We start from the raw sequence: 20,214 nt of genomic DNA, 5'->3' as shown, positions 1-20,214 counted from the left end.
GAGGCACTCTGGCCCGTCATCGTCACCGTGACCGTCGCCGTGCCAGCGCCTTCATCGACACTCACGTCCGCGACCGCCAACGTCGGCGTCGCGTCGTTATCATTAATAGTATAGGTATGAATCGTGTTCGCGCCGAGCGTCGCGTTGCTCGGATTCGAAATGGTCACTTCGATCGTCTCGTTCGCTTCATCCAACGCATCGTCCACCATCGTCGCGCCGATATTCGTCGTTGTACTCCCGGCGGTGATCGTCGCCGTCCCGCTTGCCAATGTGTAATCGGTCCCACTCCCGGTCGCGGTCCCGCCGCTCACTACGTAATCGACCGTCACATCGCGGCCCGAGACTGCGGAGAGCGTCAGTTGCATATTGCCGGGCGTCGTCGCTTCGCCACCGCTCCCGGTCGTCCCGGTAAACGCGACCGTCGGCGTCGCATCGTTGTCCGTAATCGTATAGGTATGCACGGTCGTCGCGCCGAGCGAGGCGTTGCCCGGATTCGACAACGTAACGATCATCGTCTCGTCGTTCTCGTCCAACGCATCGTCCGCAATCGTCGCCGATAAATTCACCGAAGAACTGCCCGCAGTGATCGTCGCCGTCCCGTTCGCCAACGTGTAATCGGTTCCGCTCCCGGTCGCCGTGCCACTCAGCGCGTAATCGACCGTGACATCGCGCCCCGACACCGCCGAAAGCGCAATCGTGATCGTCGCGGGCGTGGCCGATTCCGCACCGTTACTGCTCGACGCCGAAAACGCGACACTCGGCGACGCGTCATTGTCGGTGATCGTCGCGGTGCCCGTCGCATCGCTGATCGACGCATTCGCCGCATTCGACAACGTATTCGTGATCGTCTCGTTATTTTCATCCAACGCGTCTTCGGCGATCGTGATCGTATATGTCTTGTCGCCGGTCTGCCCCGTCGTCCACGTCAACGTCCCGCTGGCGCTGGTATAATCATCCCCTGCGATCGCAGTGCCGTTCGACGTGGCATAATCGACCGTGACGGTCGATGCGCTATAGCCCGTCATCGTCACCGTGACCGTCGCGGTGCCGGCCGCTTCATCCACGCTCACATCCGCGACCGCCAATGTCGGCGTCGCGTCGTCGTCGGTGATCGTGTACGTGTGTTCAGTCGTCGCCCCGAGACTCGACTTGGTCGGATTCGACAACGTGACGATGATCGTCTCGTTCGCCTCGTCGAGCGCATCGTTGACGATCGTCGGATCGATCGTCTTGCTGGTCTGATCCGCTGTGAACGTTAGCGTCCCGCTGGCCAACGTGTAATCGGTCCCACTCCCGGTCGCGGCCCCGCCCGTGACGGCGTAATCGACCGTCACCGTCTGAATCGAACCGTACGAGAGCGACACGGTCATCGATCCCGGCGTGGTCGCCTCGCTGCCGCTGGAACTCGCGCTGGAAAATTGCACGGTCGGCGGCGCGATGTCGGCGATCGTGTCGGCGATCAAGTCGCTGTTGGTCCCGTCGAGCCAGCCGACATACAAGCGCTGGTTCGACATCGCGTTCACCAGCGGGCCATACAAGTCGCTGCTGGAAGAATTGATGGCACTCGACTCCGCGCCCCAATTCACCATCCCATCGGTCGATTTCTTGTAATACACGTTGCCGGTCGACGCAGTGCCGGCAGTCGTTTGCGCGGTATAGACGACGTAGACGTCGCCGTTATTTTCATCGAACTCGATCTTCGCGCCGGTCAACCCCTTGCTGTCGTTGGTCAAGACATCGGTCTTCGCGGTCCACGACCCGTTGTAATACGCGGTGCGGATGTCGTCGTCGGTGCCGAGCGTCGCGGCCTGCGCGACATAGGCCAGATAGATATCGTTGGTCAGTTTATCGACCGTGGCCCCCATCGCGGCGTCATAGGTGCTGTTCTCGGTGGCGCTGGTGTCGATATCCGTCCAACTCCCGGCCCATGTATTGCTGCTGTCGGTATAGATTTGCGAATCGACATCGTCGGCCGAAACGTCGCGCCGAATGGCCATGACATTGCCGCCGGCGAGGGGAAGCAGGATCAAGTAATCGTTGGCCAGATCGAACGGACTCGTCCCGGCCTCGGTCCAGTTGCTGCCCGTATCGCAACTGCCGGTACATTTCAGCACGAACGAATCGCCGCCGTCCTGGACGCCTAAGTACAGGTCGCCGTCAGTCCCTTTCGTGATGCTGGAAAAGTTCGTGCCGGCGGCAAACGTCCCGCCTTGATTGGTATCGGAGGCATTCGCGGTCGTGCTGAGCGTGTCGCCGTTGGTATCGAGCCAGGTGTACCAAATGTCGTCGGCACCGCTATCGAGCGTGGCCACGTGGATCTTAGTCCCGCTGGTGTCGCCCGGCGTCCATTGGTCGTACCACACCGCCATGTTTGTGCAGTCGGAGTTGTTGGCGCTATCGACTTGGATCGCCGTACCCCAATTGGCGCCGCCGTCGGTGCTCTTGCTGTAGACGCAATTGCCTCCGGAATCGGCGTAGAAAATATAGCCGATCTGATCCGTCGTGAAGACGACTTTCGGATTCGTGCCGTTGTTCCGAGCCCCGGTACTTGTGCTGCTATCGATCGTGACGTTGGCGGCGTGAGCGGAGGCGATGGGCACGCAAATTTGGACGACGCAGACAAAAAGAATCCCGTTGCACCAGCGAAGAATCTGGCGCCACGGGACTGCGAGGCATCGGCTCAACTTGTTCATTCGCCCCCTGCGAACAACAAGCGAGCGGCGTTAACGGCCCGCCGCACGAATTTTCAAACGACCCTAACTTTCCAAACAACGAATACGAACCTCGAAACCCTACCTAAGTTCGTATAATAAAATTATATCTTTCCATTATCCGACTCACAAACATTATTTTCATCTCTATCTAAAGATAGCAGCCCGCCCTGAGTGCCCACCAACCCATCCGAGGTTGCATCTTTCGCCCCAGTGGCCTATGAGGCACGCAATACCCAGGTTGTCGGGGGACGACTTCATCATCACAAAGGGGGAACCGATATGAGCACCACGAACTGCCGCTGCGACTGCAAGGCATGGATTATCCAGTCGCTTATCGTCGCCTTGGTCTTTTTTGGCGTCGATTTTGTGGTCCAACACAAGATCCTGATGCCCGACTGGATGGCCATGATCGACCGTTGGCGCCCCATCCCGGAGATGGAATCCAAGCGTTGGGTCGCGTTCGGGATGTACCTCTTGTTCGGCTTCCTCTTCACGGCCATCTTTGCGAAGGGGTATGAACCCGACAAACCCCGCCAAGTGCAAGGCATCCGCTTCGGCGCCGTAATGGGACTCTTTTACTGGGGCTGCCAACTGCTCGGAATGTACCCGTTCGAGCCGTGGCCGAACGTCCTCTACTTCAAAGTCTTCGCGTTCGGGATGGGAGAATTTCTGTTGCTCGGCGTATTGGTCGGCGCGATGTATCGGCCGAAAACAACGTAAACGCATGCGGAGATGGTTCATATCGCTCGGTGTCACTTGTTGCGGCTTCGTCGCAGGCCTCAACGCGTTCCCTGCGGCGGCCCGCACAGTGATTCCGGCTCGCGAAATGCCGCGCTGCTGCCAAACCTACGAAGAGATCAAGCACCTCGATGGACGCCGCGTCTGGGTCGAAGGGGTCTATGAGCGAACCAACGTGACGAAACGGCGCCATGAATCGGCTCCGCAACAATCGGGGCGCAGCGGCGCCGGCCCGGTCCAAATCCTCTGCTCGCACCAGGTCGGCGTGATGCTCGGCATCTATTACGACGCCACGGGAACGCGTTCCGCCGATGAAGTGAAGCGGTTCGAAGGGCGCCGCGTGGCGGTCGCCGGCACACTGCATCTGGCCACGCCGACGCAGCGCACGCCGGAAGGGATCGAACTCCAAACCATGATTGGTCCCTATCTATCGGATATCAGTTCGATTGAATTAGTGCCGTAACAGATGAACATGCCATGGAGGCTCGGATGACCCGCAAAAACATATTGATTGCCGCATTGCTCCTGATTGCCGGCAGCACGCCGGCGTTGGCCAAGAGTCGCGCGGTGGCAACAATCGCGCGCGCGCCGGTAGCGCTCGACGTCGTCGCAATCAAAGCCAAGGGCGGCTGGACCGCCGCCGTCATCGCGCTGCGCAATAACGGCACAACAGACGCGCGGATCGAATGCTGCACCGCATACGTCGAAAACGATGCCGGGTACGCGGTGCAATCGTTGACCCGCGGCGACCTTGAAATCTTGGCCCGCAACCGCGCGAAGACCGCCGCGACGATCGGCGGCATCATCGGCGCCGGGCTCGGCTTAGGTGGCGCGATCGGCAACGTCGATGAACTGGTCTACGCCGGGATCGCCGTGGCCGGCACCAGCGCGATCGCCGGCGTGGCGGGCAGTGCCGCGCACGACAACGACGTGCGCAACTTCGTCATCGACGACATGATGCGGGTCCACAAACTCCCCGCTGGCCTCAAAGTCGCGGGCGTCGTCTATTTCCCGCCAACCAAGAAATGGCCCGGCTCGAAACGCGCCAAGGCCGTCCACGTGACGTATCGGCTGAATGGGAAAGAATACCGAACCATGGCGCCGGTCAGTCACTGACAATAGCTGCCCTCTCATGTCACAGCACTTTACTGTTCTACAGTCCCCTCCCAACACCCGTGCGCGGCTCGGTCGGCTCACGACGGCACATGGCGTCATCGACACGCCGATCTTCATGCCGGTCGGGACGCGCGCGACCGTGAAGGCCATGACGCCGGAAGAACTGCAAGCCCTCGGCGCCCAAATCATCCTCGGGAATACGTATCACCTGATGCTGCGCCCCGGACATGAACTCATCCGCGAACTCGGCGGTCTGCATCGCTTCATGGGATGGGACGGCCCGATCCTGACCGACAGCGGCGGTTACCAAATCTTCAGCCTCGGCCACGCCGCGCCGCGCGGACCGAGCGCCGGACCGCCGATCAAAGTGCAACTCTCCGACGACGGCGTCACGTTCCAGTCGCCGCTCGACGGCGGCGCCAAACACCATCTAACGCCGGAATCGGCGATCCAGATCCAAGAAGCACTCGGCAGCGACATCATGATGGTCCTCGACGAATGCCTCGCCGCATCGGCCACCGAACCGGAAACCCGCCAATCGATGGCGCTGTCGCTGCGCTGGGCCACGCGCTCCCTCGCGGCCCGCACGCGGCCCGAAGCACTCCTCTTCGCGATCGTCCAAGGCGGCATGTTCCCCCAACTGCGCACGGAGTATATCGAGCAACTGCTCGTCCCTCGTCCTTCGTCTCTCGTCCCAGCGAGCGCTAGCGAGCGAACGTGCTTCGACGGCTACGCGATCGGCGGGCTCTCGGTCGGCGAACCGCCCGCGCAGATGTACGACATCGCTGCGCACTGCTGCGCCGCGCTCCCCGCGAACCATCCCCGTTACCTGATGGGCGTCGGCACACCGGAAGACTTGCTACATTGCATCGATCACGGCGTCGACATGTTCGATTGCGTGCTGCCAACCCGCCACGCCCGCACCGGCCTCCTCTTCACCAGCGTGGGCGACGTGAACATCTTCAACAGCCGCTTCACCCGCGACCCGCTGCCGCTCGACCCCGACTGCGACTGCTACACCTGCCGCCGCTACTCGCGCAGCTATCTGCACCATTTGGCCCAAGCGAAGGAGATTTTAGGCGCGCGACTGAATACAATTCATAATTTACATTTCTATCTCCGTTTGCTAGCCAACGCGCGCACTGCGATAGCGGCAGGCAATTTCCCTGACTTCAAATCCACCGTACTAGAACGAAGGAGAACATCATGATCTTGACCCTTGCCCAACAAGCCGCCCCGACCGGCGGCATCGCCGGAATGTTACTCCCGATGCTGCTCGTCTTCGCGGTGTTCTATTTCCTGGTTGTTCGCCCGCAACAGAAGCAACAGCGCCAATTGCAGAGCCTGATCGCCAGCCTCGCCCAAGGGGATGAAATCATCACTCGCAGCGGCATCCACGGACGCGTGACCAACATCGATAACGGCACCATCCAAGTGGAAATCGCGAAGAACGTGCACGTGAAGATGAACCGCGACCAAGTCGCGTCGATCCCCTCGAAGACCAACAAACCGGTGGCGGCATGAGCAGCGGTTGGAAATATAAATTCTGGCTGGTCCTCGCATCGCTCTGCCTCGGCTGTTACCTCCTGCTCCCGACATTGCTCGGGACCGAGGCCAAGCGTGACGCACTCGAAGCGGCCGGCGAAGCGGTCCCGTGGTACTTCGAACTGCTCCCACGGCACGGACTGAAATTAGGACTCGACCTGCAAGGCGGCATCTACGTGGAGTTGGAGGTCAACCTCCAAGACGCGCTGCGCCGCAAGACCGACTTGTTCGTCAACGAACTCAGTCGTCAGCTTGAAGAACAAGACAAGGCCTTCGCACCCGTGAGCCTGACCCAGACCACACCGGGCCAAGTCGAAATCACGTTCCCGTCCGAGGCCGCATTGGCCGCGTTGGAGTCGTTACGCGACAAGAGCCGCGATTATCGCCGCACCTGCAACCTGCAGCGACTCGACACGCCAGACACCACAACACCGGATGCGCCGGCCACCCAACCGAAAGCACGGCTCGCGCTCTCCAAAGAATATCTCGACACCATCAACGACGGCGTCGTGGCCCAAGCCACGGAATCGGTGCGCAACCGGATCAATCGCTACGGCGTCGGCGAACCGGACATCCGCCGCCAAGGCGCGGATCGGATTGCGATCGAACTCCCAGGTCTCAAAGATCCGGACCGCGCGCTCGACCTGATCAAACGAACCGGGCAACTCGAACTTCGCTTAGTCCATGAAGTCAGTTCGGCTGCGGCACTGAAGGCGCAACAAGACAAGTTGAGCGTCCAGATCGCTGAAGCGCGTAAGTCCCAGAACATCCCGAACGACGACTTCCGCGCCGAAACTGTCGCCAAACTGCAAGAGGCGCTGCGCACGGATCTCCCGCCGAATTCGCAGCTCGCCTTCGAACTGATCCGCGACCGTGTCACCAAGAAAGTCATGGGCGGTATCCCGTACCTGATCGAAGACCGCGCCCACGTCACCGGGGACATGTTGGAAGACGCGCTCGTGCAAGTGGAACAGAACGAACCGAAAGTGGCATTCACGTTCAATAAAACCGGGGCGAAAATCTTTGGCGACCTCACGAAAGAAAACGTCGGCCATTATCTCGCCATCTTACTCGACGGCACGGTCATGTCGGCGCCGGTCATTCGCACCGCAATCACCGGCGGATCGGGCATCATCGAACTCGGCTCCGGCGATTACGACACCAAGACCCAAGAGGCCCGCGATTTAACGCTCGTGCTGCAAGAAGGCGCGCTGCCGGCGACACTCACCGAAGCCACGAAGACCGTCGTCGGCCCTTCATTGGGCGCAGATTTAATCCGCCAAGGATTCCGCGCGACGACGGTCGCCGCACTCGCCGTGATCATCTTCATGATCATCTACTACGCGTGGAGCGGCGTGTTGGCGGATTTCGCCGTTGCGCTGAACGTGCTGTTGCTGTTGGCCATTTTGGCCCTCTTCGACGCCACGCTCACGCTGCCGGGCATCGCCGGAATCGTCCTCACCATCGGCATGGCCGTGGATGCCAACGTGTTGGTCCATGAGCGCGTGCGCGAAGAATTACGCGCCGGACGTGCCCCAAAAGTCGCCGTGCAACTCGGATACTCCAACGCGAAACGTGCCATCATCGATGCGAATCTCACCACATTGATCGCCGGGATCTTCCTCTATCAATTCGGCACCGGCCCGATTAAGGGCTTCGCCGTCACGCTTTGCGTCGGCATCCTCACCACCCTGTTCACTGCCGTCTTCGCCACCGAGGCGGTGTACGAATACATCTTTGCCAGCCGCAAAGTGGAGAAATTGAGCATATGATTAGTTTTACACCGCGTCGTACCTACGACTTCATGGGCAAACGATCCCTCTGGATCGCCATCTCCGTCTTCGCGATGATCGCGGCCTGCGCGATCGTCTGGATGCGCGGAATCAACTGGGGCATCGACTTCCTCGGCGGCGCCAAACTGACGTATCACCTGAGTGCGGAGGCCACCGAAGGCGCCATTCAGGAGACGCTGACCGCCGCACACCTCGAGGCCCAAGTGCAGCGCTTCGGTGAAGTCCGCGAACAACGCTTTTTGATCAAAGTGAAGGCCGGAGAGACGCAGAACACGGAAGTCGTCGCGCAGATCACCGCACAACTGACGGAACGTTTCGGCTCGGAAACCCAGCTGGAAGCCCAAGAGAGCGTCGGCCCGCGCGTCGGCAAGGAACTGCGCACCCGCGGCATCAAGATCATCCTCTACGTCCTCGCGGCGCTACTGGTTTATATCGGGTTTCGTTTCGATTTTTTCTTCGCCCCCGGCGCCCTCGTGGCGCTCGCGCACGACCTGATCTTGACCGTCGGGGCGCTGGTCATCGCCGGCACGGAATTCAACCTGACGATCCTGGCCGCGCTCCTCACGATCCTCGGCTACTCGATCAACGACACGATCATTATTTATGACCGCATCCGGGAACACGGCAAGGAAATCACCCCCGACACAGTGGCAGCAGTCATTAACCGGAGCCTCACCGAGACACTGCCGCGCACCATCCTGACCAGCGTCACGGTCCTGATCGCCGTAGTGTGCCTCTTTCTGCTGGCACGCGGCGAGATCCGCGACTTCGCGTATGCGTTCATTGTGGGTATCGTCACCGGAACCTACTCGAGCATCTTCATCGCCAGCCCGATCTACATGTGGCTCTACCACCGCGCCGGCACCAAACGGGCCGACGGCCCCAATCGGCACCAATCGGTCGTGAGTCGATAGATGACGTTCCGCAACGCGGAACCTCCGGCCCCCTCTCCCTTTGGGGAGGCTAAGGGCGCAGCGACATGAGTCGCTGCATGGCCCGCAGCAGCGGTGACAGCAATGCGACGCAAAGGAGCATTGCTCACCATTAGCGATTGGGTGAGGGGGAGGCCATACGTGGGTACAGATTGGTCCCTTGCATGCCCACAGCCTGAACAGGCAGCCACACTTGCAGCCGCGCTCGGCGTCTCTTCGATCACTGCGCAAGTCCTGATCCACCGCGGCATTGCCGATCCGGCCACTGCAGAACGGTTTCTCCATCCGCGCCTCAGCGACCTCCACGATCCATTTCTGCTCCCTGACATGGAACGCGCGACCGACCGGATCATTCGGGCACTCGCCACTAATGAGCGGATCACGGTGTTCGGCGACTACGATGTCGACGGCACCGCCGCAACGGCCCTGTTGCTCCGCTTCTTTCGCGCCATCGGCCATGACATCGAATTTTATATCCCTGACCGCAACACGGAAGGATACGGACTCAGCGTCACCGCCGTAAATCAGCTGGCGGATCTCGGCACCACGCTGATCCTGACGGTCGACAACGGCACCACCGCGCATGTTGCACTCGAGCAAGCGCGCGCGCGCGGCGTGGACGTAATCGTCACCGATCACCACGAACCGGGCGAGGCCCATTCCACGGCGGCCTTCGCCGTGATCAATCCGAAACGGGCCAACAGCCAATATCCGGAATCCGTCCTTTGCGGTGCCGGCGTCGCATTCAAACTCCTCACGGCGCTGCGCGCCCGATTGCGCGACGCGCCGCAACTCATGAACGGACCAGAGCCAAATCTGAAACAGTTCCTCGATTTGGTGGCCGTCGCCACCATCGCCGATATCGTCCCGCTGACCGGAGAAAATCGCATCCTCTGCCGTTTCGGTTTCGACCAACTGAAAACCCACGCCGGATGCGGGCTGCACGCCTTGATGCGCCAGGCCGGCATGCTCCCGTCCGAAGTCGACACGTATCGCATCGCGTTCGGTCTCGCCCCGCGCCTCAACGCCGCCGGACGTTTGGCGCATGCCCGATTGGCCGTGGAACTCCTCGCCACCGAAGACGCCGCGCGCGCCGCCACGCTAGCCGCCGAGTTGGATCGACTCAACGCGGAACGCCAAGCGATTGAGGCGCGAATCCTGGCCGAGTGCGAGGCCCGACTCGCCGCTGATCCGGACCTGGCCTCGCGCCCATGCCTGGTGTTGGCCGATGCGGCGTGGCCGGTCGGCGTGATCGGCATTATCGCGGGCCGATTGGCGGAGCGATATCGCGTGCCGACCGTGCTGATCGGCTTAGGCGGTGACATCGCGCGCGGCTCAGCCCGCAGCATCGGCGAATTTCCGCTGCTGGACGCCTTGTTGGAAACGCGAGACACACTGCTGACCTGTGGCGGCCATCGCGCCGCGGCCGGCCTGACGTTGAGACCGGATCAATGGACCGCATTTGCGAAGCGGTTCGCCGGCGTCGCCGCGCGGCACTTGCTGCCGACCCATCGGCAACGCCGCATCACAATCGACGCGCAGCTCGATGCCGCAGCGATCACCCCGACACTCACCAAAGAATTGGCGCAACTCCATCCGTTCGGCCCCGGCAATCCGGAACCGCTCTTTACACTGCATGGGACCTCCGTCGTGCAGCGCCGCATCGTGGGAAAGAATCACCTCCGCCTCCGCTTGGCTGGGGCGCACTCCCCGCTTGACGCGATCGGTTTTTCTATGGGAGAGCACAGTCACGGCAATGGCGCCTCACTCGACGTGGCCTTTCACTTGGAATTCAACACCTTTCAAGGACGCACGTCGCTGCAATTGAGGCTCCGCGACCTCCGCCCTGCCGGAGATCGCGGGTCTTGACACACTGTGTCAAGACCGCTAAGCTTTGCGACATCAGAACGGGAGGATTTATGAAAACGACACCGAAAACAAAACGCACCAAGGCGGCCCCGCGTCGCAGCCGAAAAAATGGTCAGGCCAATGGCCACCTCGTGGACCGCGCTCGCGGCGTCATTTCCGAGTTGTTGCAAAAATACGGCGCCAAGGACTGGCTCACCGTGGCATCCCAACAGCGCTCCCATCTGGTGCGCGAAGTCCGCGCGTTGGGCGATGAAATGATCACCCGGATCTCCTCAACGCCGATCTTCGCACAGCGCGAACAACTCATCCACGAGGCCCGCGACCACCTCGACTCGATCCTCGACAAACTCAACGGCTGGGACCTCCTGTCGCGCGCGTATCACTCCGCCAAAGAGACCGGCTCCGAGCTCCTTTCTTTTCTCAATATCCCGTCCCAACGCGAGCTGAAAAAACTCCAAACGCGACTCCACAAAATCGAGTCCCGCTTGGCCACGATCCGCACCGATCGCGGAATGCAATCCCCCGAGTAGTATGAGCCAAGCCGTGACGTTACTCTCCGGCGGTCTCGATTCGGTCGTATCGACCGCATTGGCGCACGCTCAACACGGCGTCGCGTTGGCCCTGACGTTCGACTACGGCCAACGCGCCGCCGCCCGCGAAATCAGCAGCGCTGCACGGTTTTGCGGCCATTGGAAGATTCCCCACACCGTGTTGCAGTTGCCGTGGTTGGGAGACATCACGCACACCGCGCTCGTCCAACGCGACCAAGCGCTGCCCACATATGACAGCGCCGCATTGAATGACCTCGCGGGCCAACATCGTTCGGCGTCCGCCGTCTGGGTCCCGAATCGCAACGGCGTCTTTCTGAATATCGCCGCCGCCTACGCGGAGACCCACGAACTCGACTGGATCGTGACCGGATTTAACGCCGAAGAGGCGGTCACTTTCTCGGACAACAGTGCCGCGTTTGTCGAACAAACAACCGCCGCGTTCCAACTTTCGACCCGCACCCACCCGCGCGTCGTGAGTTACACCCAAGCGATGCAGAAATCTGAAATTGCCGCGACCGCCCGCCGGCTGGAAATCCCGCTGGACTGGTGTTGGCCGTGTTACGAAGGCGGCGCGCAATGGTGCGGCCGCTGCGAATCCTGCGCCCGCTTCCAACGCGCGATGAAATGCGCCCCGCTCCGAGGGGCGGGGCATCCACTCCCCTCTCCCTTTGGGGAGGGTAAGGGCGCAGCGACTCGGTCGCTGCATGGCCCGCGGCAGCGGTGACAGCGATGCGACGAGCAGGAGCATTGCTCACCATTATCAGTGGGGTGAGGGGGAGAATACCAAGGAAACTATGCACACCCTCTGGATTCCCGAAACGATCCTCTACGACGGCGCCCAACTACGCCCGCACTGGATCTTGGAACAGACCGGCGCCGTCGGTGACGCCATCGCCGCGTTTGTCGGTCCAGCAAAGGTCACTGCGGCCCATATGGTCGACTGGGAGGACGTCCGCGCGCAGGCCTGGATCCATTCCGACGCGATGCTGCACTTTATCGTCGAACACTTCGAGACCGATCTCACTCGCATGATCCTCTGGCAACGACTATTGGTGGCGATCTGCCACGACGTGCTGCGATCCCACTGTCCGGCAATCTCGATCCGGCGCGAGGGCGACGACCTGTTCGACGGCGTGGCCAAACTCTCCGTTTCCATCGCCACCGTCTCGCCGATTTCAAGCCTGATTCACACCGGCATCAACGTCCTGAACACCAACACCCCAGTGCCAACGCGCGGACTGCAGGATTACGACATTGCTGCAGCGCCGTTCGCTAAAGACGTGATGGATCGCTACGCTGTAGAATTCGCCGAAGTGCAACATGCCCGCGCCAAAGTCCGACCGGTCGGTCTAGAACTCACTTCAAAACCGTCACGAGCGGCCCAAGGGCAAGGCGCGCCGGGCCCCAGCAACCGGAGCGTACGAAGTTGTACGTGAGGATTGCTGGGTGGCGCAACGCCGCCATTGGGCCGCGCAGTAGGTTTTGAAGTGAGTTCTTATGAACGTCGAGCTGCACGAAATCTTTTCCTCCCTCCAAGGCGAAGGTCCCTACACGGGCACGCCGATGACGTTCGTGCGCTTGCAAGGCTGCCCGTTTACTTGTCGCTGGTGCGACACCCCACACGCCCTCGCGCTGCATGCACTGCATGCCCGCGTGGAAACACCGCCGCGCTCCCGCACCTTCGCCGCGCATCCGAATCCAGTGACGGCCGCGCAGCTCAACGCATGGATGACCGACTTCGACGATCCGTGGCTCGCGATCACCGGCGGCGAACCGCTTGTCCAAGCGGCCTTTCTGGCGAGTTGGCTCCCGACCGTGCATGCTGCGCGCCGCGTGTTGCTGGAAACGGCCGGACTCCAAGCGCAGGCATTGGCAAAGGTCGCGCCGCATGTCGATGTCATCAGCATGGACTTGAAACTCCCGTCATCCACCGGCATGCGCGCCTTTTGGGAAGAACACGCGGCATTCATCCGCGTGGCCGCGCAGAGCGGCAAGGAACGGTACGCCAAAATCATCGTCACACATGCGACAACTGCGGAGGAACTCGCCACGGCGATGCATCTGATCCAACGCCACGATCCGACGTTGCGCGTGTTTCTCCAACCTGCGACGGCCACAGCGCACTACGCGGCCGCGCCCGACGAATCGCAGTTGACCGCGTGGCGCCAACAGTGCCAGGGTGTGCTGCCGAACGTCGCCATCGGACGGCAAATGCATAAAGCATGGAACATGTTATGAGCCTACGCACGCGGAACGACTTCGAACAGGAGGAACAAGCACGGTTGGCCGGCTATGCCGCGCTGGCGTGCCGCTCAAAAGGCCGCGCGGTGGCCGAGCCGGAAGATCCGTATCGCACGATCTTCCAACGCGACCGCGACCGCATCCTACATTCCAGCGCGTTCCGCCGCCTCGAATACAAGACGCAAGTCTTCGTCAATCATCAAGGCGATTATTACCGGACGCGACTCACGCATAGTTTGGAAGTGGCGCAGATCGCGCGCGCCGTCTGTCGCAGTCTGCGACTCAACGAAGACTTGGCCGAAGCCGTCGCGTTGGCACACGACCTCGGCCACACGCCGTTCGGCCATGCCGGCGAAGACGTGATGAGCCGGCTGATGAAAGAACACGGCGGCTTCGAACATAATCACCAAAGTTACCGCGTCGTGACGCAACTGGAAGAGCGCTACGCCCACAGTGCCGGACTCAATCTCTCGTTCGAAGTCCTGGAAGGGATCGTCAAACACGCGGGCGAATACGACGCCCCGCGCGGCATCAGCGGCTTCGCCGCGCACGAAGGCTATCCCAGCCTCGAGGCCCAAATCGTCAATTTAGCGGACGAAATCGCCTACACCAACCACGACCTCGACGATGGCCTCACGTCGGGGATGATCACGCTCGCCGGCCTCGCCACCGTCCCGGTGTGGCAAGAACACGTCGCGGCCATCACAACGCAAGGGCCGACGTTGAGCGTGAAACTGCTCCGCCACTCGGCGATCCGCGGATTGATTCGCACTTGCATCGTCGACTTGCTGGAAGAAACGACGCGGCGTCTGGCGGACCGCCATATCGCAACGATCGACGACATCCGCACCCGCGGTGGCGACTTGGCCGCGTTCAGCACGGCGTTCGCTGCGCGCTTTATGGAACTAAAGCGCTATCTCTTCGACCACCTCTACCGCCACTATCGCGTGGAACGGATGGCGGAAAAGGCGCGCGGCGTGGTGCAGGCATTATTCGAATCGTTCCAACGCAATCCGCGCATGCTCCCGACCAAATACTACGAACGGATCCGCCACGACAGCGCCCGCGAACGCCATATTTGCGACTACATCGCCGGCATGACCGACCGCTACGCGTTCGAAGAACACCGCCGCCTCTTCGACCCGCGCGAACGCGTTTAATCTGTCACCCACTGAATCAGATAATAACTCCCCGCGGCGATCAGTGCGGAACAGGGGATCGTCAGGATCCAGGCCCAGACGATGCGGCGGGCGACCCACCAACGGACGGCGGAGAACCGACGACAGACGCCGACGCCGGTGATCGCGCCGGTGATGGTATGCGTGGTGCTGACGGGAATGCCTAAATGCGACATCAGCAAGATCACGACGCCGCCACCGGTCTCGGCGCTGAAACCGTCTACCGGCCGCAGCCGCACGATTCGCATCCCCATCGTCTGGACGATCCGCCACCCACCGCACAAGGTGCCGAGCGCAATCGCCAAGTGACAGCCGAAAATGACCAACAGCGGGACCGGGGCATCCGCCGCCAACTGTCCCGCTGCGACAAGGAGCGCCATGATAATGCCCATCGTCTTTTGCGCGTCGTTGGAACCGTGCGAAAATGAATAGATCGCCGCCGACACGAGCTGCAGCCGACGAAACCAATGATCCACGTTCGCCGGTCTGGCATTGCGCATCAGGCAATTCACGAGTTTCATCAGCACCCAACCGCACCCGAGGCCGAGGAGCGGCGACACGAGGATGGCCGCGCCGATCTTGCCGAATCCGCCGAACTTGACGGCCTGCCAACCTGCGGCCGCCACGCCGGCGCCGGCAAACGCGCCGATCAACGCATGCGACGAGCTGGAGGGAATCCCGTACCACCAGGTGATCAAGTCCCACACGATCGCGCCGAGCAGCGCCGCTAAGATCACCGGTATCGTGACGACGTGCGCATGCACGACGCCGGTCGCCACCATCTTGGCAACCGCAGTGCCGAACGCGAATGCCGCAATAAAGTTGAAAACCGCGGCCCACAGCACGGCCGCGCGCGGAGAGAGGACCCGTGTGGAAACGATCGTCGCGACCGAATTGGCCGCATCGTGGAACCCGTTGACGAAGTCGAAGACCAGCGCCACGAAGACCACCAACGCGACCAGGATGAGACTCGGTTCAAGCATGCTTCAAGACGATCCCTTCGATCACGTGCGCGACGTGCTCGCAGGCGTCAGTCGTTTCTTCCAACGTCTCGAGAATCTCTTTGAGCTTGATCAGTTCGATCGGATCTTTTTCATGCGCGAAGAGATGCGCCAGTCCCTCGCGCAATTTTTCATCTCCGGCATTTTCGATTCGATTGATCTCGACACAATGGTGCAACACTTTTTCGCGATGCTTCGTGTCGCGTAACTCGCGAATGGCCTTGCCCAATTCTTTTGTGCCGTCGACGATGATGCCGGCCATCTCCAACAAGTACGGCGGCAACTGCAGCGGCCGATAAATGCGCATCCGGCCGCCGACGGCGTAAATCAGATCGAGCACGTCGTCGAGCCGCGTCGCGAGCAAGTGAATATCTTCGCGATCGATCGGCGTAATGAAAGTCCGGTTCAAGCGCTCCAACGTGCTGTGCGTAATTTGATCGGCCTCTTGTTCGAGTTCGCGCAATTTGGCGGCCCCGGTCTCCCAATCGAGCTCTTTATGAACGATCGCCAACAGCGTTTGGCTCGCCTCGATGATCTTTCCTCCGACCGCGTCGAATCCGCTGTAGAAGTCGAATGTCTTGGGCAAGAAGGCCATGGTGGTTTCCTTTCATAGCGTAGCGCCAATACCAACCCCCCGCAGCATGTTACGAGGTATCTTCAAGAACCCCTTCTCCCTTTGGGGAGAAGGTTGGGATGAGGGGGAGCACACAAATGGATCCCGCTCTTGCTTCCTCCCCCTCACCCTAACCCTCTCCCCAAAAGGGAGAGGGAAGACCCAGAACACACCGCACGTGCGGCTGTTCGGTGTCTCAACTCACCAATACATCCGCAGGATCCTCTTTACATAATTGTGGGTCTCTTCATAGGGAATCATTTCGATGAATTCGTCGAGCGGGGCGGAGGGATGTTGTTCGCGCCAACGATCGACGGCGGCCTCGCCAGCGTTGTAGGCGGCCAGCGCCAGCGGGAGTTGGCCGCGATAGCGCTGCAACAGCGAACGGAGATACCACATCCCGAGGCGCAAATTGAGTTGCGTGCGGAATAAGTCCTCGTCGCGGAAATCGCGTAACTGGAGTTCGTCGGCCATTCGTTGCGCCGTTGCCGGCATCAGCTGGAGCAACCCGATCGCCCCGGCTGGCGAGACCACATCGGCCCGAAATCCCGATTCCTGGCGCATGACGACGCGCACCAACGCGGGATCGAGTCCCCATCGCCGCCCGAGATAATACATCGCCCACTCATGCAGTGGCGTAAGGCCAACGCGACTGCCGACCGCACGATCGGTTTCATCGAGGGCATAGTCCCATAAACCAAGTCGCAACAGGGAAGCCACTGGCTCCGCTCCGTCGACGGGCGGCGCTTCGGAGGGTCCGTGCGTATCCGGTCGCTGACGAAAGAGTTGTTCCTGCGCATGCGCGCCACGCAACCGCGTGGCCGCCAACGTCCCGTAATACGTCCCGCCATAACTCGCCGCGACTTGAGCAAATGCGTCGCGCGCGCCGCCGCGGTCTCCAGCCGCTTCCTGCACGCGCGCCCGCCAATACGCAACCCGCGCCTGCGTCAACGTGTCTGGGGCCAGCACAGCCAATTCATCGAGCGCGGAAAGTGCCGTCGGCCAGGCCCGCTGTTGATAATGGCACCACGCAATGGCCCACAGCACGTCCGGCACGGCAGCACCGGCGCGGACACCGTCGTCCAACCACGCGCGGTACGCTGGCACCGCAGCCTGGCAATTTCCCATGTCCTGCAACAGAAAGGCGCGCTTATAGCGGGCCTGACTCGCGACCCGGCCCGACGGCGCCTCGGCGATGATCCGTTCCTGCAATGCAATCGCTGGCGCGTATTGCCCAGCGCGCGCCGCCGCTTGCGCCGTGCGTTGGAGCAGCGTGATGCTGTCCATCGTGCTCGATCCGCGTTCCACGAGACGCGCGAAGAGCGGATACGCCTTTGCGTAATTCCGCGCTTTGAAATAGGCCGTGGCGAGTCGTTCCGCACCGGCGCCGCCGAGTGCTTCGAGCAATACGACGGCCTCTGCGGCCAGCCCACGCTCCAGAAACGCATCCGCCAATGCCACCCGCTCCGCGGCCGGCCATCCGCTGAGTGGATCGCCACGCCCGGAGTGGCCGTTTGCGGCCGTCAGTCCAGCGCGTGCCCGTTCGACTTCTCCTGGATACCGTGCACTGCGATACAGTTCTTGATAGCGCGCCGTAGCGTCGCCCCGATCGCCCGCGCGTAGCGCGAGCGTCGCTGCCAGCTCCCGCAAGCGCCGCGCCCGCCATGGCGATGCGGTCTGTTGCAACAAGGTCTGCAATCGAATCGACGCGCCGTCAAGATCTCCGCGCGCCGCAGCGGCTTCGGCTAATGCCTCTTCGGTGAGTCCTGCGAGTCGGCTTTGCGGGTAGATCTGAACCAGCGTTTCCCACATGTGCGTCGCCGTCGCGGCATCTCCGAGCGCCAGTGCCACGCGACCGCGGTAATACAGCGCGTAGTCGGCGAAAGCCGGCGCCAGCTCCGTGGCGGCATCAAGATGGGGTTTGGCGTCTTGGAAGCGACCGTGATCGGCATACGTCATCCCGATCAACAGCGCACGCTCGGCCGGCGCCAGGCCATGAATCCGAGCACTGTCCGCGCGGAGATCCCCGAGTGTCGCTTGCGCGCGGGGATTCCGACCGACGCGCATGCCATCGCCAACGCTAGTCCCGGCACACGCGGCGAGGAGAAAACATACCATGTTAAGGGAAGTCAAAATGCAAAGTGCAAAATGCAAAGTGCAAAATCGGGAGCAACAGATCCGGAAATTTTGCATTTTGCATTTTGATTTTTGCATTTTGCAATTTGCACTTTGCACTTCCTCTACCGATGTCCCACGCCGCGCAAGAATGGCGGTTCCCATTTGAATTGGATCCGCTTCCGCCGCTCCCCAAGACGTTTTTCCAACACCGTGCCCGCGACCAGCGGCAGCGACACGCTCGGTTCCGAAAAGGCCATCGCGTGCGTGGCCTGTTTGCTCACCTTCCCCCACGACGTGGCTTCCGACAGCGTCGAACCGCTCAAGCCCCCCCAATGCGGGTTATCGGCCGTAAGCTGAAATGCGTAGCGGTGTCCGCCGGTATCGCGATCGAAGATATACGCCATCACGATCGAATCGTTGACGTAGTTCTTCGGCACACCGCCGGCGATGTAGATCGCGGCTGTGCATTTGGACTGCACGACGATCTGCGTCAGTTCGTAGTTGTCTTGGATCGAATCGATCGCCACACCGGGCCGATTTTGGGTACGACAGCGATGATAATGTTCAGTCAACCCGATGCCGATGCTGGAGTCGTTGATCGCCGGCGCAAACAGTGGAATGCCGTGGCGCGCGGCCGTGACGAGGATGGAATTCGGATCGTCCACATCCCGCGTCAGCAATTCCAAAAACTGCCGACTCGAATAGTTGCCCGGCGCCAACGTGTCCGCCACACGGCCGATATGCAAGTCGGTATCGATGAACCCTTCTTCATCGACATACGTATCGTAGATCCGATCGATATAGAGGTCGCGCAACACGCCGTCGTCGGCGTCCGGGGTCCCGCGATAGTGGCGATAGCCGCGCGCCTGGTAATAATCCTGATACAAAATCGCGCCGGTGGAAACGACGACATCGACCAAATTGTATTCGATCAGATCCCGAATCACTTTGCGCAAGCCCGCCGCAACCAGCGGCCCCGCGATGGCCAACAAGATCGTCGGACGATCCGGATCGGTCAGCATTTGTTCCCAGATCTTGGCGCACGTCCCGATGTTGCGGGCCTGAATCGAGGCATTGCCGAACGCTTCGACTAATCCGGCGATCGTGGTCGGTTTGGCCAAATCGAGCTGTTCGATCGGCGTGCTCAGCAGTTCCTTTTTTTCCGCTCGATCCTTGGTGCTCAGCTCTTTAAAGATCGGCAACACGTTTTTTTCCGGCTGATTCATACGCCCCCCTCTTGGTCCGCCACGGCCTCGGCCTCCGTGACCCACTGATTCAACAGGTCCCGTACCTCGGCCTCCACGACAATGTTCGCGCGTCCGGGGACATAGAGATCGCGCACTAACCGCACGATGCGATCGTGGGCCCCTTCGGTCCCTGCCCACAGTTCCGCCGGAACGCGCGGGTATTGCCCACATAATTTACGTTCAACATACGGCCACTGCGCCTCAAGTCGATTGCGCTCTGTCATAGTGGAGTGGGGTTATTCAACAGCCCCGGAGAAGTCAATATTTTACGCACAGACACACGATGAATGCACGCCGCCCCAAGGGGCGGGGTATCCACCTCCCTCTCCCTTTGGGGAGGCTAAGGGCGCAGCGGCCTGAGCCGCTGCATGGCCCGCAGCAGCGGTTACAGCAATGCGACGAACAGGAGCATTGCTCACCATTGCAGTTGGGTGAGGGGGAGACCATCAGGACTCTCACTATCTTGTAATCCTCCCCCTCACCCTAGCCCTCTCCCCAAAGGGAGAGGGAAAAAAAGCGCGGCAAGCCGCGAGGAATTTCACCTAGGAAGATTAAAAG

Annotated in this window: 19 protein-coding genes; 13 read left to right on the top strand and 6 right to left on the bottom strand. The window is 61.1% G+C overall.

What is annotated here, in order from left to right:
* Positions 1 to 2,600, bottom strand: a 2,600-nt coding sequence (locus tag HY696_04500; GenBank protein MBI4237666.1) for a hypothetical protein, incomplete at its 3' end; no start/stop codon positions are given.
* Between the two features lie 393 nt (positions 2,601 to 2,993).
* Between HY696_04500 and HY696_04495 the strand changes: the two genes are divergently transcribed.
* From HY696_04495 to HY696_04435, 13 genes are all read left to right on the top strand, one after another.
* Positions 2,994 to 3,434 (top strand): hypothetical protein, encoded by a 441-nt coding sequence (locus HY696_04495; protein MBI4237665.1) that lies wholly within the window; start codon positions 2,994 to 2,996, stop codon positions 3,432 to 3,434.
* A gap of 4 nt (positions 3,435 to 3,438) precedes the next feature.
* Positions 3,439 to 3,915, top strand: coding sequence for a hypothetical protein (locus HY696_04490; GenBank protein ID MBI4237664.1), 477 nt, complete (start codon positions 3,439 to 3,441; stop codon positions 3,913 to 3,915).
* 26 nt (positions 3,916 to 3,941) lie between these two features.
* A complete protein-coding gene (locus tag HY696_04485; GenBank protein MBI4237663.1) occupies positions 3,942 to 4,568 on the top strand; it encodes a hypothetical protein in 627 nt (208 codons plus the stop codon).
* Between the two features lie 16 nt (positions 4,569 to 4,584).
* Positions 4,585 to 5,778 (top strand): tRNA guanosine(34) transglycosylase Tgt, encoded by a 1,194-nt coding sequence (tgt, locus tag HY696_04480; protein ID MBI4237662.1) that lies wholly within the window; start codon positions 4,585 to 4,587, stop codon positions 5,776 to 5,778.
* Positions 5,775 to 6,092 carry a preprotein translocase subunit YajC gene (gene yajC, locus HY696_04475; protein MBI4237661.1) on the top strand — a complete coding sequence of 106 codons (318 nt, stop codon included), beginning with the start codon at positions 5,775 to 5,777 and terminating at the stop codon, positions 6,090 to 6,092. The genes tgt and yajC overlap by 4 nt, the downstream gene beginning before the upstream one ends.
* Positions 6,089 to 7,885, top strand: coding sequence for a protein translocase subunit SecD (gene secD / locus HY696_04470; protein ID MBI4237660.1), 1,797 nt, complete (start codon positions 6,089 to 6,091; stop codon positions 7,883 to 7,885). Before yajC ends, secD begins: the two co-directional genes overlap by 4 nt.
* Positions 7,882 to 8,820, top strand: coding sequence for a protein translocase subunit SecF (gene secF / locus HY696_04465; protein MBI4237659.1), 939 nt, complete (start codon positions 7,882 to 7,884; stop codon positions 8,818 to 8,820). Before secD ends, secF begins: the two co-directional genes overlap by 4 nt.
* 159 nt (positions 8,821 to 8,979) lie before the next feature.
* Positions 8,980 to 10,707 (top strand): single-stranded-DNA-specific exonuclease RecJ, encoded by a 1,728-nt coding sequence (recJ, locus tag HY696_04460; GenBank protein ID MBI4237658.1) that lies wholly within the window; start codon positions 8,980 to 8,982, stop codon positions 10,705 to 10,707.
* A gap of 50 nt (positions 10,708 to 10,757) precedes the next feature.
* Entirely contained in the window at positions 10,758 to 11,237 is a 480-nt protein-coding gene (locus tag HY696_04455; protein MBI4237657.1) for a hypothetical protein, read from the top strand.
* Between the two features lies 1 nt (position 11,238).
* Positions 11,239 to 11,982, top strand: coding sequence for a 7-cyano-7-deazaguanine synthase QueC (gene queC, locus HY696_04450; protein ID MBI4237656.1), 744 nt, complete (start codon positions 11,239 to 11,241; stop codon positions 11,980 to 11,982).
* A gap of 70 nt (positions 11,983 to 12,052) precedes the next feature.
* A complete protein-coding gene (locus HY696_04445) occupies positions 12,053 to 12,694 on the top strand; it encodes a DUF366 family protein (protein ID MBI4237655.1) in 642 nt (213 codons plus the stop codon).
* A gap of 61 nt (positions 12,695 to 12,755) precedes the next feature.
* A complete protein-coding gene (locus HY696_04440; GenBank protein ID MBI4237654.1) occupies positions 12,756 to 13,496 on the top strand; it encodes a 4Fe-4S cluster-binding domain-containing protein in 741 nt (246 codons plus the stop codon).
* Positions 13,493 to 14,659 carry a deoxyguanosinetriphosphate triphosphohydrolase gene (locus tag HY696_04435; GenBank protein ID MBI4237653.1) on the top strand — a complete coding sequence of 389 codons (1,167 nt, stop codon included), beginning with the start codon at positions 13,493 to 13,495 and terminating at the stop codon, positions 14,657 to 14,659. Before HY696_04440 ends, HY696_04435 begins: the two co-directional genes overlap by 4 nt.
* Here the strand turns inward: HY696_04435 and HY696_04430 are convergent.
* The 5 genes from HY696_04430 to HY696_04410 all read right to left on the bottom strand — a co-directional run bounded on the left by HY696_04430 (position 14,656) and on the right by HY696_04410 (position 19,880).
* Positions 14,656 to 15,660 (bottom strand): inorganic phosphate transporter, encoded by a 1,005-nt coding sequence (locus HY696_04430; GenBank protein MBI4237652.1) that lies wholly within the window; start codon positions 15,658 to 15,660, stop codon positions 14,656 to 14,658. The genes HY696_04435 and HY696_04430 overlap by 4 nt on opposite strands.
* Positions 15,653 to 16,273: a DUF47 domain-containing protein gene (locus HY696_04425; GenBank protein ID MBI4237651.1), complete on the bottom strand. Its 621-nt coding sequence runs from the start codon at positions 16,271 to 16,273 to the stop codon at positions 15,653 to 15,655. The genes HY696_04430 and HY696_04425 overlap by 8 nt, the downstream gene beginning before the upstream one ends.
* Before the next feature lie 219 nt (positions 16,274 to 16,492).
* Positions 16,493 to 18,409, bottom strand: a complete 1,917-nt coding sequence (locus HY696_04420; GenBank protein MBI4237650.1) for a transglycosylase SLT domain-containing protein — start codon at positions 18,407 to 18,409, stop codon at positions 16,493 to 16,495.
* A gap of 122 nt (positions 18,410 to 18,531) precedes the next feature.
* Positions 18,532 to 19,635: a deoxyhypusine synthase family protein gene (locus HY696_04415; GenBank protein MBI4237649.1), complete on the bottom strand. Its 1,104-nt coding sequence runs from the start codon at positions 19,633 to 19,635 to the stop codon at positions 18,532 to 18,534.
* A complete protein-coding gene (locus HY696_04410; protein MBI4237648.1) occupies positions 19,632 to 19,880 on the bottom strand; it encodes a hypothetical protein in 249 nt (82 codons plus the stop codon). The genes HY696_04415 and HY696_04410 overlap by 4 nt, the downstream gene beginning before the upstream one ends.
* Positions 19,881 to 20,214 lie beyond the last annotated feature (334 nt).

This window comes from Deltaproteobacteria bacterium (genome assembly GCA_016210045.1).
GTDB lineage: Bacteria > UBA10199 > UBA10199.
Note: the sequence above shows the minus strand (reverse complement) of the source record. Positions and strands in the feature narration are given on the sequence as shown.